This window comes from Pseudomonas sp. PDM30 (assembly GCF_019218985.1).
Taxonomy (GTDB): domain Bacteria; phylum Pseudomonadota; class Gammaproteobacteria; order Pseudomonadales; family Pseudomonadaceae; genus Aquipseudomonas; species Aquipseudomonas jessenii.
On sequence record NZ_JAHUWM010000008.1, the window covers coordinates 172,201 to 185,696 of the forward strand.

The window sequence follows — 13,496 nt, forward strand, 5'->3', positions numbered from 1 at the left end:
GCCGAGTGAGTGTCAAAAAATTGCGGGTCGTCAAAGAGAGAAACCATGAGCCAAGGTATTGAATTCAATCGGTTGATGCTGGATATGCGCGCCATGCAAATGGATGCCATGTCTGCGCCGAAATCGACTGCCGTTCCTGAAGTGTCGGGCAGCAGCTTTTCCGACATGCTCGGTCAGGCCGTCAATAAAGTGAACGACACCCAACAGGCTTCCACGCAGTTGGCCAGTGCGTTCGAAATCGGCAAAAGCGGCGTCGATCTTACAGACGTGATGATCTCATCGCAGAAAGCCAGCGTGTCCTTCCAGGCATTGACCCAGGTGCGCAACAAACTAGTTCAGGCCTACCAAGACATCATGCAGATGCCGGTTTAAAGGACGAGATTGAGTCATGGCAGAAGCAGTCGCCGATAACGTTCCGGCCAAGGCCACTCCAATAGACGGCAAACCGCCGCTGTTCGGGTTGTCCTTCCTGGAAAACCTCTCCGAGATGACCATGTTGCGTCAGGTGGGCCTGTTGGTCGGCCTGGCGGCGAGCGTGGCGATTGGTTTTGCCGTGGTGTTGTGGTCCCAGCAACCGGACTACCGGCCTCTGTACGGCAGCCTTGCCGGCATGGACGCCAAGCAGGTCATGGATACCCTGGCCTCCGCCGATATCCCGTACACCGTCGAACCCAATTCCGGTGCCTTGCTGGTCAAGGCCGATGACCTGTCCCGAGCGCGGCTCAAGCTCGCGGCCGCTGGTGTCACTCCCAGCGACGGCAACATCGGTTTTGAAATCCTCGACAAGGAGCAGGGGCTTGGCACCAGCCAGTTCATGGAAGCGACCCGCTACCGTCGCGGCCTCGAAGGCGAACTGGCCCGCACCATTTCCAGCCTGAACAACGTCAAGGGTGCCCGCGTACACCTGGCGATCCCGAAAAGTTCGGTGTTCGTGCGCGACGAACGCAAGCCAAGCGCTTCGGTTCTGGTTGAACTCTATTCCGGTCGCTCCCTCGAGCCAGGCCAGGTCGTTGCCATCATCAATCTGGTAGCGACCAGCGTTCCCGAACTCAGCAAATCGCAGATCACCGTGGTCGACCAGAAGGGCAACCTGCTCTCCGATCAGGCGGAAAACTCCGAACTGACCATGGCTGGCAAGCAGTTCGACTACAGCCGTCGCATGGAAAGCATGCTCACTCAGCGCGTGCACAACATCCTGCAGCCGGTGCTGGGCAACGACCGTTACAAGGCCGAAGTCTCGGCCGACGTGGATTTCAGTGCGGTCGAATCGACTTCCGAGCAATTCAACCCGGATCAACCGGCGTTGCGCAGCGAGCAGTCGGTCAACGAACAACGTACCGCCAGCAATGGCCCGCAAGGCGTACCGGGTGCCTTGAGCAACCAGCCTCCAGCGCCGGCCTCCGCGCCGCAAACCACCGGCGGCACTCCGGGGGCAGCCGGCATGGTGCAGCCGGGCCAGCCGCTGGTTGATGCCAATGGCCAGCAAATCATGGACCCGGCCACCGGTCAGCCGATGCTCGCTCCGTACCCGGCGGACAAGCGTCAACAATCGACCAAGAACTTCGAACTCGACCGATCCATCAGCCACACCAAGCAGCAGCAGGGCCGGTTGAATCGCCTGTCGGTGTCGGTGGTGGTCGATGATCAGGTCAAGATCAATCCGGCCAACGGCGAAACCACCCGTGCGCCATGGAGCGCCGATGAATTGGCGCGCTTCACTCGCCTGGTTCAGGACGCAGTCGGCTTCGATGCCAGCCGTGGTGACAGCGTCAGCGTGATCAACATGCCGTTCTCCGCCGAGCGCGGTGAAGCGATTGCCGAAATTCCGTTCTACTCCCAGCCGTGGTTCTGGGACATCGTCAAGCAAGTGCTGGGTGTGCTGTTCATTCTGGTGCTGGTATTCGGTGTGCTGCGTCCGGTGCTCAACAATATTACCGGTGGTGGCAAGGGCAAGCAGTTGGCCGGTATCGGCAGCGACGTCGAGTTGGGTGGCATGGGCGGTCTGGATGGCGAACTGGCCAACGACCGTGTCAGCCTCGGTGGCCCGACCAGCATCCTGTTGCCGAGCCCGAGCGAAGGCTATGACGCTCAGTTGAACGCAATCAAGAGTCTGGTGGCAGAAGACCCGGGTCGTGTGGCCCAGGTCGTGAAAGAGTGGATTAACGCAGATGAGTGATAACCGAGCCGTTGCCGCCAAACTGTCCAAGGTCGACAAAGCCGCAATCCTGTTGCTGTCCCTGGGGTCCACCGACGCTGCCCAGGTGCTGCGTCACATGGGCCCCAAAGAGGTTCAGCGCGTGGGTGTGGCCATGGCCCAGATGGGTAATGTGCACCGCGAGCAGGTCGAACAGGTGATGAGCGAGTTCGTCGATATCGTCGGCGACCAGACCAGCCTGGGCGTCGGCTCCGACGACTATGTGCGCAAGATGCTCACCCAGGCTCTTGGCGAAGACAAGGCCAACGGCCTGATCGACCGCATCCTGCTCGGTGGCAACACCAGCGGCCTCGACAGCCTGAAGTGGATGGAGCCGCGCGCCGTCGCCGACGTGATCCGTTATGAACACCCGCAGATCCAGGCGATCGTGGTGGCGTATCTCGATCCGGACCAGGCCGGTGAAGTGCTCGGCAACTTCGACCACAAGGTGCGGCTCGACATCATCCTGCGGGTCTCTTCGCTGAACACCGTACAGCCAGCGGCCCTGAAAGAGCTCAACCAGATTCTCGAGAAGCAGTTCTCCGGCAACTCGAATGCCTCGCGCACTACCCTGGGTGGCATCAAACGCGCGGCGGACATCATGAACTTCCTCGACAGCTCGATCGAAGGCCAGCTCATGGACTCGATCCGCGAAGTCGACGAAGACCTGTCCGGTCAGATCGAAGACCTCATGTTCGTGTTCAACAACCTGGCCGATGTCGACGACCGCGGGATTCAGGCGCTGCTGCGCGAGGTGTCCTCCGATGTGCTGGTGCTGGCCCTCAAAGGGTCGGACGAAGGCGTCAAGGAGAAGATCTTCAAGAACATGTCCAAGCGTGCCGCCGAACTGTTGCGCGACGACCTGGAAGCCAAGGGCCCGGTGCGCGTCAGCGACGTGGAAACCGCGCAGAAGGAAATCCTCACCATCGCCCGCCGTATGGCCGAAGCCGGGGAAATCGTTCTCGGCGGCAAGGGCGGCGAGGAAATGATCTAACACCATGGTCAAGAATGATGATGCACCCACTGACCTGATCCGGGCCAGGGATGTCAGTGGTTTCGATACCTGGGCACTGCCCAGTTTCGACCCGCCGGAACCCGAGCCGGAACCTGAGCCTGAACCCGAACCGCCGGAAATGGAGGAAGTGCCGCTGGAGGAAGTCCAGCCACTGACCCTTGAAGAGCTCGAAAGCATTCGCCAGGAAGCCTATAACGAAGGCTTCGCGGTGGGTGAGAAGGAAGGTTTCCACAGCACCACGCTCAAGGTCCGTCAGGAGGCTGAAATGGCCCTGACCGCCAAGATTGCGGCGTTGGAGCAACTGATGACGCACCTGTTCGAGCCCATTGCCGAACAGGACACCGAGATTGAAAAGTCCCTGGTCGACCTCGTGCAGCACATCACCAGACAGGTGATCCAGCGCGAGCTGGCCATCGACTCGACGCAGATCGAACACGTCATGCGCGAGGCGCTCAAGCTCTTGCCGCTGGGCGTGGGCAATGTGCGGCTGTACATCAATCCGCAGGATTTCGAACAGGTCAAAGGCCTGCGCGAACGTCATGAAGAAACCTGGCGCATCGTCGAGGACGAAGCGCTGTTGCCTGGCGGTTGCCGGGTCGAGACAGAACACAGCCGCATCGACGCCACGGTCGAAACCCGTATCGCGCGGGTGATGGACAAGCTGTTCGATCAGTTGCACGAGCAGGCCTTGCACCCGGCCGCGCCGGACCTGAGCCTGGAACTGCCGATCGAAAGTAAGCCTGCGGTCGCACCGGCTCAGGATGTTCCCGATGCGCCTTGAACGCACCAGTTTCGCCAAGCGCCTGGGCAGCTATGCCGAGGCCACGGGACTGGAGGGCGCACCGATCCTCGAAGGCCGCTTGCTGCGCATGGTCGGCCTGACCCTTGAAGCCGAAGGCCTGCGCGCCGCCATGGGCAGCCGCTGCATGGTCATCAACGACGACAGCTATCACCCGATGCAGGTCGAAGCCGAGGTGATGGGCTTCTCCGGCAGTAAAGTCTTCCTGATGCCAGTCGGCAGTGTCGCCGGCATCGCGCCCGGTGCCCGAGTGGTGCCCTTGGCCGATACCGGTCGCCTGCCCATGGGCATGAGCATGCTCGGGCGGGTGCTGGATGGCGCCGGTCGTGCGCTGGACGGCAAGGGCGGGATGAAGGCCGAAGACTGGGTGCCAATGGACGGCCCGACCATCAATCCGCTCAAGCGCGAACCGATCAGCGAACCGCTGGACGTGGGCATCCGTTGCATCAATGGCATGTTGACGGTCGGCCGCGGCCAGCGGCTCGGCCTGTTCGCCGGTACCGGTGTCGGTAAATCCGTGCTGTTGGGGATGATGACGCGCTTTACCGAGGCCGACATTATCGTCGTCGGGTTGATCGGTGAGCGGGGACGTGAAGTTAAAGAATTCATCGAGCACATCCTCGGTGAAGAAGGGCTCAAACGTTCGGTAGTGGTGGCGTCCCCGGCGGACGATGCGCCGCTGATGCGACTGCGCGCCGCCATGTACTGCACGCGCATCGCCGAATATTTCCGCGACAAGGGCAAGAACGTCCTGTTGCTGATGGATTCGCTGACCCGTTTCGCCCAGGCCCAGCGGGAAATCGCCTTGGCCATCGGCGAGCCGCCGGCGACCAAAGGTTATCCGCCGTCGGTATTCGCCAAGCTGCCGAAACTGGTGGAGCGGGCCGGTAATGCCGAGAAGGGCGGTGGTTCGATCACCGCGTTCTACACCGTGCTGTCCGAAGGCGATGACCAGCAGGACCCGATTGCCGACTCGGCGCGGGGCGTGCTCGACGGGCACATCGTGCTGTCCCGGCGACTGGCCGAGGAAGGGCATTACCCGGCCATTGATATCGAGGCATCCATCAGCCGGGTGATGCCGGCGGTGGTGTCGCCGGAGCACATGATGCGAGCGCAGTATTTCAAGCAATTGTGGTCGCGCTATCAGCAGAGTCGCGACCTGATCAGCGTCGGCGCCTACGTCGCTGGCGGCGACCGCGAGACCGACCTGGCGATTTCCTTGCAGCCGCAGCTGGTCAAATACCTGCGCCAGGGGCTCAACGACAGCATCAGCCTGGGCGAAAGCGAAGCTTACCTCGCGTCGATCTTCGCGCCCGCGGCGGGCGGCTAACCGGCCATGGCCCAGACTCGGGCAGGGCGCCTGGCCCCCGTGGTGGAAATGGCCGAAAAGGCCGAGAAAACCGCAGTCCAGCGCCTGGGGCACTTTCAGGGGCAAGTGCGTTTGGCCGAAAGCAAACTCGCCGACCTCGAAGCCTTCCGGCTCGACTATCAGGAGCAATGGATCGTGCGCGGCAGCGGCGGCGTCTCGGGCCAATGGTTGCTGGGCTATCAGGGCTTTCTCGCGCAACTGGGCACGGCCATCGACCAGCAGCGGCAAAGCCTGGCCTGGCATCAGAACAACCTGAACAAGGCCCGGGAAACCTGGCAGCAGGCGTTTGCCCGGGTCGAGGGTTTGCGCAAGCTGGTTCAGCGCTATGCCGATGAGGCGCGGGCGCTTGAGGACCGGCGCGAACAAAAACTGTTGGATGAATTGTCCCAACGCCTGCCACGGCAGGATCACCTGTAGGAGCGAACTCGCTCGCGATGAACCTGTGAGCGCACGGGGGGTGTCAGGTTTACAGCGATAACGATTCGACAGTCACCACAACCTACCGCCTTGCTCCAACCTCTACCAAATGCTAAACCTTGTGCAAGCGGGTTTACCAATGACAAGGAAGCCATGAAATGTCAGTCGTTACAGAACTCTCTCCGGATGGGCAAAAACTGACGATATCGGTCAAGGGACGATTCGATTTCGCCAAGCATCAGGAGTTTCGTCAGTCCTACGAAGATAAACAGCCATCGGCGGTTGTGGTCGACCTGAAAGACGCCACTTACCTCGACAGCTCGGCGCTGGGCATGCTGCTTCTGCTGCGTGATCACGCCGGTGGCGACGACTCCGATGTCCGCGTCGTCAACAGCAGTACCGACGTGCGCAAGATCCTCGCCATCTCCAACTTCGACAAGCTGTTCGACATCAGTTGATTGCCATGCAGCCACTGGAGCCGCTGACGATCCTGATTGCCGAGGACAGCGCCGCCGATCGCCTGCTGTTGTCGAGCATCCTGCGCCGCCAGGGGCACAACGTGCTGACGGCGGCCAACGGTGCCGAAGCGGTCGAGGTGTTTCGCCAGCAATCACCGCACCTGGTGTTGATGGATGCGCTGATGCCGGTGATGGACGGCTTCGAGGCGGCCCGGCAGATCAAGGCTCTGGCTGGGGAAACCCTGGTGCCGATCATCTTCCTCACGTCGTTGTCCGAAAGCGAAGCCCTGGCCCGTTGCCTGGAAGTCGGCGGTGACGACTTTCTGGCCAAGCCCTACAACCAGGTGATCCTCGCAGCCAAGATCAAGGCGATGGATCGCTTGCGGCGCTTGCAGGACACCGTGCTGCAACAGCGTGACCAGATTGCCCGGCACCACGACTACCTGCTCAACGAGCAGCGTGTGGCCAAGGCCGTTTTCGACAAGGTGGCGCACTCCGGCTGCCTGAATGCCGCTCCGAATATCCGTTATCTGCAATCGCCCTATGCGCTGTTCAACGGCGACCTGTTGCTGGCCGCGTTCACCCCGGCCGGAGACATGCACGTGCTGCTGGGCGATTTCACCGGCCACGGTTTGCCAGCGGCAGTGGGTGCGATGCCCTTGGCCGAGGTCTTCTACGGCATGACCGCCAAGGGCTATGGCCTGGCGGAAATCCTGCGCGAGATGAATGCCAAGCTCAAGCGCATCCTGCCGGTGGACATGTTCTGCTGTGCCACGTTGCTGTGCCTGAGTTTTCAGCGTCGTTCGGTGGAAGTCTGGAATGGCGGCATGCCGGACGGTTACCTGCATCGCGTTGCCAGTGGCGAGCGAACGCCTCTGCCGGCGCGGAACCTGCCTTTGGGTGTGCTGAGCCCGGAATCCTTCGATGAGCGTACCGACGTGTATCCCATGGCCCTCGGGGATCGGGTGTTTCTGCTGTCCGATGGGGTGATCGATACCTGCGACGCCAATGATCAACTGTTTGGCGCGCAGCGATTGCAGCAAGTGTTTGCCGCCAATCGGCATCCGAATGCGCTGTTCGAAGAGATCGAGCAGGCGCTGCGTCATTTCGGCGGTGAAGCGCGTGACGATGTCAGTATGGTCGAAGTCAGCCTGCTGGAGTCGACGCAAATCACTCCGCCGGCGTTGGTCTACTCCGACAGCGGCCAGTCCTGCCCGCTGGACTGGTCGGTGAGTTTCGAGTTTCGCGCCGCCACGCTCAAGCGCTTCAATCCGTTACCCTATCTGTTGCAGTTGTTGCTTGAGGTCCATGGTCTTCGGGCTCAGAGCGGTGCGCTCTACAGCGTGCTGGCGGAGCTCTACTCCAATGCGCTGGAGCATGGCGTGCTGGGGCTGGATTCGAGTCTCAAGCGCGATGCCTCGGGTTTTGCGCGATATTATCAAGAGCGCAATACCCGGCTGGACGAGCTGCTGGATGGTTATGTACGGTTGCATTTGCAGGTGACGCCAACGGACGATGGCGGTTGCCTGACCATTCACATCGAAGACAGCGGCAAGGGTTTCGATGTCGAGCGGGTGATCGCAAGACCTTTGGAAGACGTCCGCCTGTCGGGGCGAGGGGTCAGTCTGATCCGCCAGTTGGGGCGTAATGCCCGCTGGAGCGACAATGGTCGAAGTGCACGCGTGGAGTTTATCTGGGAGGCTCTGGCATAATCCGCGCATTCTTGATCAAGGAGTGAGCAAGTGGACGACACACATGTGGATCGCGACGTGCTGAGCGCATTGCAGGAAGTGATGGAAGAGGGCTATCCGGATCTGCTGGTTGTCTTTCTTGCAGACTCCGAAGAGCGCCTGAAAGTCTTGAGAACAGCCGACAGTGCCGCACGGCTCGTTGAAACCGCCCATAGCTTCAAGGGCAGCAGCAGCAATATGGGCGCCTTCCGGCTGACAGAGCTCTGCCGTCAACTTGAACAGCAGGCCAAAGATTTGCCATGGGCCGCCGTTCAGGAGTTGATCGGCGAAATCGACCGCGAATTCGCCGATATCCGGCCTCTGTACGAAGCTGAACGACAGCGTTGCCCGGCGAAAATCTGAGCACACGCTGCATTTGGTCCTCTTCGAGTGAAACTGGCTCGACTTTTGCAGTAAACTCATCCAACTGTACTTACGAGCCCCGTGCAGCGGAGACCGTTTCATGCCCGTTACCCCCGATATTCTGTTTCAGGCCTCCAGGCAGGCCAAGACTCAAGCTGGCTCCGCCAATCCTCCGGCGCAGACCTCTGAGCCCGGGGGCAACGCCGCAAGCTTCGCTGATGTCTACGCCGATCAGGCGCAAGGCAAACCCACTGCGTTGGCGGATGCCTCGCTCAAGCCGGGTCGCGACAAAACCAGCGATGTTGCCGGAACCAAAGACGCTGGTGACGACAAGTCTGCCGCCGAGGAACCGGTGGTTGCCGATGGCGGCAAATCCTTGCCTGCCGAGAGTTCGGTGCAGGCTGGCGACAAGGTCGCTGGCGATGATGCGTCAGATGCCGACCCGGCTCCGGTCGTTGACGCCGCACTGCTGGATCCGGCGCTTGATCCTTCATTGCAATCCATCGTATCGGCACCGGTAGCCCCCGCCGTGGTCGACAGCGTGCAACCTGTCGTTGATGCGCCGGTTGCCGCTACGGCAATGGCTACGGCTGTACTCGCTCCAGCGCTGGCCACTGCCGAGGGCGATTTCGATCCCTCGACCGATCCGCTCGACGCATTGCCGGCGGTGCGCCTGGCGATGGAGCAGGGCGGTCACGTATCGGCTTCCAGCCAGGCGCAGCCCAAGGCTGCACCGACACAGGCGCAAGCCCAGGCTGACGCAGAGCTGACGCCAGAGCAAAACTTTGCCGCCGGCATGGCGACCCTGTTGGGTGTTAAGGGCGACAAGAGCGACACCAGCCCGGGTGAAGACAAGGCTTTCAGCGGCTTGATCGATGATGGCCTGAAGGATCTCAAGTCCGCCAGCAGCGACACCCGTGTCGATGATTTCGCCAACCGTCTGGCAGCGCTGACCCAGGCGGCCACACCGAAGACAGCCAATGCCTTGCCGGTGAACCAGCCGATCGCCATGCACCAGAGCGGGTGGGCCGAAGAGGTGGTGAACCGGGTCATGTACCTGTCCAGCGCCAATCTCAAGGCGGCGGACATCCAGTTGCAGTCCGCTGAGCTCGGGCGTCTGGACATTCGGGTGAACATGGTTCCCGATCAACAGACCCAGGTCACGTTCATGAGTGCGCATCCGGGCGTCCGTGAGGCGCTGGATGGGCAGGTCCATCGCTTGCGCGACATGTTCGCGCAGCAGGGCATGGGGCAGGTCGATGTCAACGTTTCGGACCAGTCCCGTGGTTCGCAGCAGGGGCAGGAACAAGCCCGGCAAGGTCAGAGCGGGCGGACCAGTGCCAGCGGCGGTCGCCTCGATTCAATGGATGATGACATCACCCCAAGCGTCGCTGAAGCGGCGGTCAATACCACCAGCGTGATCGGCTCCAGCGCGGTCGATTACTACGCCTGACCAAACGAACACCTAACCCTGTGGGAGCGAGCTTGCTCGCGATAGCGGTGTAACAGTCGATGAAAATGTTGACTGTTAAAATGCCATCGCGAGCAAGCTCGCTCCCACAGTGGCTTCATGGTGATCTTCCGATCGAAGCCGGTCCGCCCAGCTCTTCCCGATACTTCTGGCATAACACTTGCTCTTGCCTTGCCGTGCGACTGTGAAAACCCGAATAGTGACGGATTATTGGCATGGCGAAGAGCGACGCAGCAGTAAAAGACCCCGCAACCAAAGGCAAACTCAAGCTGATTATCGTGATCGTGCTGGCCCTGCTGCTGGCGATCGGTGTGTCCGTGGGGGCGACCTGGTACTTCATGCACAGCGCTCAGAGCAAGCCTGCCGCCGCAGTGGAACAAACCGCTCCTGTCGGCAAGCAGCCAGCGATTTTCGAGGCGATGGCGCCGGCTTTCGTGGCCAACTTCAACCAGAACGGTCGCCAGCGCTACATGCAAGTGAGCATCACCATGCTCGCGCGCAACCAGGCGGATCTGGAGGCGCTCAAGGTCCACATGCCGGTGATCCGCAATAACCTGGTGATGCTGTTCTCCGGGCAGGACTTCGCGACCCTCGCCTCGCCGGTCGGCCAGGAAATGCTGCGGCAGAAAGCTACCGCCAGTGTCCAGGAAGTGGCGCAGAAAGAGCTCGGTAAAGTGGTGATCGAACAGTTGCTTTTCACTAATTTCGTACTGCAGTAGGAACACGACATGGCCGTGCAGGACCTGCTGTCCCAGGATGAGATCGACGCGCTGTTGCATGGCGTCGACGATGGTCTGGTACAGACCGAAAACGCTGCCGAACCCGGCAGCGTCAAAAGCTATGACCTGACCAGCCAGGATCGCATCGTCCGTGGACGCATGCCGACCCTGGAAATGATCAACGAGCGTTTCGCCCGCTACACACGCATCAGCATGTTCAACATGCTGCGTCGCTCGGCGGACGTGGCGGTCGGCGGCGTGCAGGTGATGAAGTTCGGCGAATACGTGCACTCGCTGTACGTGCCGACCAGTCTCAACCTGGTCAAGATCAAACCCTTGCGCGGCACCGCGCTGTTCATCCTCGACGCCAAGCTGGTGTTCAAGCTGGTGGACAACTTCTTCGGCGGCGACGGTCGCCACGCCAAGATCGAAGGGCGTGAATTCACGCCGACCGAACTGCGTGTGGTACGCATGGTGCTGGAGCAGGCGTTCGTCGATTTGAAGGAAGCCTGGCAGGCGATCATGGAAGTCAACTTCGAGTACATCAACTCGGAAGTGAACCCGGCCATGGCCAACATCGTCGGCCCGAGCGAGGCCATTGTGGTGTCGACCTTCCACATCGAACTCGATGGCGGTGGCGGCGACCTGCACGTGACCATGCCGTACTCGATGATCGAGCCAGTGCGCGAAATGCTCGACGCCGGCTTCCAGTCGGACCTCGACGATCAGGACGAGCGCTGGGTCAACGCCCTGCGCCAGGACGTGCTGGACGTCGACGTGCCGATCGGTGCGACGGTGGCTCGTCGTCAGTTGCGCCTGCGCGACATCCTGCACATGCAGCCGGGGGATGTGATCCCGGTCGACATGCCGGAAGAAATGATCATGCGCGCCAACGGCGTGCCGGCCTTCAAGGTCAAGATGGGCTCGCACAAGGGCAATCTGGCGTTGCAAGTGATCGAGCCGATCGAGCGCCGTTGACCGGCGCTCGTACCCATTCGCGATTAAACGAATTCTGATTTTTTGCTCGCCGAGGACACTGACAATATGAACACGCAAGACGACCAGGCTCTGGCCGATGAGTGGGCAGCAGCCCTGGAAGAAACCGGTGATGCCGGGCAGGCCGATATCGATGCCTTGCTGGCCGCCGATTCCGGCAATTCCGCGTCCAACCGCCTGCCCATGGAAGAGTTCGGCAGCGTGCCGAAAAACAACGATCCGGTGAGCCTCGAAGGCCCGAACCTGGACGTGATCCTCGATATCCCGGTGTCGATTTCCATGGAAGTGGGCAGCACCGACATCAACATCCGCAACCTGCTGCAACTGAACCAGGGTTCGGTGATCGAGCTTGATCGCCTGGCCGGCGAGCCGCTGGACGTGCTGGTCAATGGCACGCTCATCGCCCACGGCGAAGTGGTGGTGGTCAACGAGAAGTTCGGCATCCGCCTGACGGACGTGATCAGCCCGAGCGAACGCATCAAGAAGCTGCGCTGAGTGAAAAGGGTTCTCGGGTTTGTATTGGCGATGCCGTTCAACGTGCTGGCGGCTGAGCCTGTCGCTACGGCGACCACGGCTGCCGCGCCGGCGGTGAGCAGCGGTGTGGCTGGGCAACTGACGCAGCTGGTGTTCGGCTTGTTGCTGGTGCTGGGGCTGATCTTCCTCCTCGCCTGGTTGCTGCGTCGGGTCCAGCAGGCAGGTCCGGCTGGTAAGGGGCAGGTGATCGAGATTGTCGGTTCCCGCGCGCTGGGGCCTCGCGACCGCCTGATGCTGGTGCAGGTCGGCAACGAGCAGATCCTGTTGGGCCTGAGCCCCGGCAACATCACTGCATTGCATGTGCTCAAGGAGCCGGTGCAAGTGCCGAGTACCGAGAAGCCGACGCCGGAATTTGCCCAGCGCCTGTTGGAGATGCTGGGTAAAGATCAGAAGGATAAGAAGTAATGGGTGCGCTGCGCATCGCCTTGATGCTGACCCTGATGCTGGCCGCGCCGCTGGCATTCGCCGCCGATCCGTTGTCGATCCCGGCCATCACCCTGGGCACCAATGCGCAGGGTGCGCAGGAATACTCGGTCAGCCTGCAAATCCTGCTGATCATGACCGCGCTGAGTTTTATCCCGGCGTTTGTCATGCTGATGACCAGTTTCACCCGGATCATCATTGTCTTCTCGATCCTGCGCCAGGCCCTGGGCCTGCAGCAGACACCGTCGAACCAGATCCTCACCGGCATGGCGCTGTTCCTGACCCTGTTCATCATGGCGCCGGTGTTCGACCGGGTGAACCAGGACGCCTTGCAGCCGTATCTGGCGGAAAAACTGACGGCCCAGGATGCGGTCGCCAAGGCCCAGGTGCCGATCAAGAACTTCATGCTCGCCCAGACCCGCACCAGCGATCTGGAACTGTTCATGCGCCTGTCCAAGCGCACTGACATCGCGACGCCGGATCAGGCGCCATTGACCATCCTGGTGCCGGCCTTCGTGACCTCCGAGCTGAAAACGGCATTCCAGATCGGCTTCATGATCTTCATTCCGTTCCTGATCATCGACCTGGTCGTGGCCAGTGTGTTGATGGCCATGGGTATGATGATGCTGTCGCCGCTGATCATTTCCCTGCCGTTCAAGATCATGTTGTTCGTGCTGGTGGATGGCTGGGCGCTGATCATCGGCACGCTGGCCAGCAGCTTTGGCGGTGTCTCGCCATGACCCCGGAAGTTGCGGTCGACATCTTTCGCGAAGCGCTGTGGCTGACCACCATGATGGTCGCAGTGCTGGTGATTCCGAGTTTGCTGGTGGGCCTGTTGGTGGCGATGTTTCAGGCCGCCACGCAGATCAACGAACAGACCCTGAGCTTTTTGCCGCGCCTGTTGGTGATGCTGGTGACGCTGATCGTTGGCGGTCCATGGCTGGTGCAGACTTTCATGGAGTACATCCTGCAGTTGTACGGCAGTATTCCGCAGGTCATCGGCTAAGC

16 protein-coding genes are annotated in these 13,496 nt (G+C 61.0%); all 16 read left to right on the forward strand.

Going from position 1 to position 13,496, the window contains the following annotated elements; all coding sequences use genetic code 11:
* The first annotated feature begins 45 nt into the window (after positions 1-45).
* The gene (gene fliE, locus KW840_RS19665) at positions 46-372 is read left to right on the forward strand and encodes a flagellar hook-basal body complex protein FliE (RefSeq protein ID WP_057715889.1); all 327 of its coding nucleotides are present in this window, start codon (positions 46-48) and stop codon (positions 370-372) included.
* Positions 373-388: 16 nt separating this feature from the next.
* Entirely contained in the window at positions 389-2,176 is a 1,788-nt protein-coding gene (gene fliF / locus KW840_RS19670; protein ID WP_218497082.1) for a flagellar basal-body MS-ring/collar protein FliF, read from the forward strand.
* Positions 2,169-3,188: a flagellar motor switch protein FliG gene (gene fliG / locus KW840_RS19675; protein ID WP_007983391.1), complete on the forward strand. Its 1,020-nt coding sequence runs from the start codon at positions 2,169-2,171 to the stop codon at positions 3,186-3,188. Before fliF ends, fliG begins: the two co-directional genes overlap by 8 nt.
* Before the next feature lie 4 nt (positions 3,189-3,192).
* Positions 3,193-3,990, forward strand: a complete 798-nt coding sequence (fliH, locus tag KW840_RS19680; protein ID WP_218497084.1) for a flagellar assembly protein FliH — start codon at positions 3,193-3,195, stop codon at positions 3,988-3,990.
* On the forward strand, positions 3,980-5,338 hold the full coding sequence (fliI, locus tag KW840_RS19685) for a flagellar protein export ATPase FliI (protein WP_057715886.1): 1,359 nt from the start codon (positions 3,980-3,982) through the stop codon (positions 5,336-5,338). Before fliH ends, fliI begins: the two co-directional genes overlap by 11 nt.
* A gap of 6 nt (positions 5,339-5,344) precedes the next feature.
* A complete protein-coding gene (gene fliJ, locus KW840_RS19690; RefSeq protein ID WP_090453830.1) occupies positions 5,345-5,794 on the forward strand; it encodes a flagellar export protein FliJ in 450 nt (149 codons plus the stop codon).
* 158 nt (positions 5,795-5,952) lie between these two features.
* Entirely contained in the window at positions 5,953-6,252 is a 300-nt protein-coding gene (locus KW840_RS19695) for an STAS domain-containing protein (RefSeq protein WP_057715884.1), read from the forward strand.
* Between the two features lie 5 nt (positions 6,253-6,257).
* The gene (locus tag KW840_RS19700) at positions 6,258-7,964 is read left to right on the forward strand and encodes a fused response regulator/phosphatase (RefSeq protein ID WP_218497086.1); all 1,707 of its coding nucleotides are present in this window, start codon (positions 6,258-6,260) and stop codon (positions 7,962-7,964) included.
* A 30-nt stretch (positions 7,965-7,994) separates the two neighbouring features.
* Positions 7,995-8,345, forward strand: a complete 351-nt coding sequence (locus tag KW840_RS19705; RefSeq protein ID WP_218497088.1) for an Hpt domain-containing protein — start codon at positions 7,995-7,997, stop codon at positions 8,343-8,345.
* Between the two features lie 100 nt (positions 8,346-8,445).
* Entirely contained in the window at positions 8,446-9,798 is a 1,353-nt protein-coding gene (locus tag KW840_RS19710) for a flagellar hook-length control protein FliK (RefSeq protein WP_218497090.1), read from the forward strand.
* Positions 9,799-10,031: 233 nt separating this feature from the next.
* On the forward strand, positions 10,032-10,535 hold the full coding sequence (fliL, locus tag KW840_RS19715; protein ID WP_090453839.1) for a flagellar basal body-associated protein FliL: 504 nt from the start codon (positions 10,032-10,034) through the stop codon (positions 10,533-10,535).
* Positions 10,536-10,544: 9 nt separating this feature from the next.
* Positions 10,545-11,513 (forward strand): flagellar motor switch protein FliM, encoded by a 969-nt coding sequence (fliM, locus tag KW840_RS19720; RefSeq protein WP_015096242.1) that lies wholly within the window; start codon positions 10,545-10,547, stop codon positions 11,511-11,513.
* 66 nt (positions 11,514-11,579) lie between these two features.
* The gene (gene fliN, locus KW840_RS19725) at positions 11,580-12,026 is read left to right on the forward strand and encodes a flagellar motor switch protein FliN (RefSeq protein ID WP_015096241.1); all 447 of its coding nucleotides are present in this window, start codon (positions 11,580-11,582) and stop codon (positions 12,024-12,026) included.
* Positions 12,027-12,056: 30 nt separating this feature from the next.
* On the forward strand, positions 12,057-12,470 hold the full coding sequence (fliO, locus tag KW840_RS19730; RefSeq protein ID WP_090453841.1) for a flagellar biosynthetic protein FliO: 414 nt from the start codon (positions 12,057-12,059) through the stop codon (positions 12,468-12,470).
* Complete coding sequence (gene fliP, locus KW840_RS19735) at positions 12,470-13,228, forward strand: flagellar type III secretion system pore protein FliP (protein ID WP_057715878.1); 759 nt, start codon at positions 12,470-12,472, stop codon at positions 13,226-13,228. Before fliO ends, fliP begins: the two co-directional genes overlap by 1 nt.
* Positions 13,225-13,494, forward strand: a complete 270-nt coding sequence (fliQ, locus tag KW840_RS19740; RefSeq protein WP_015096238.1) for a flagellar biosynthesis protein FliQ — start codon at positions 13,225-13,227, stop codon at positions 13,492-13,494. The genes fliP and fliQ overlap by 4 nt, the downstream gene beginning before the upstream one ends.
* Positions 13,495-13,496 lie beyond the last annotated feature (2 nt).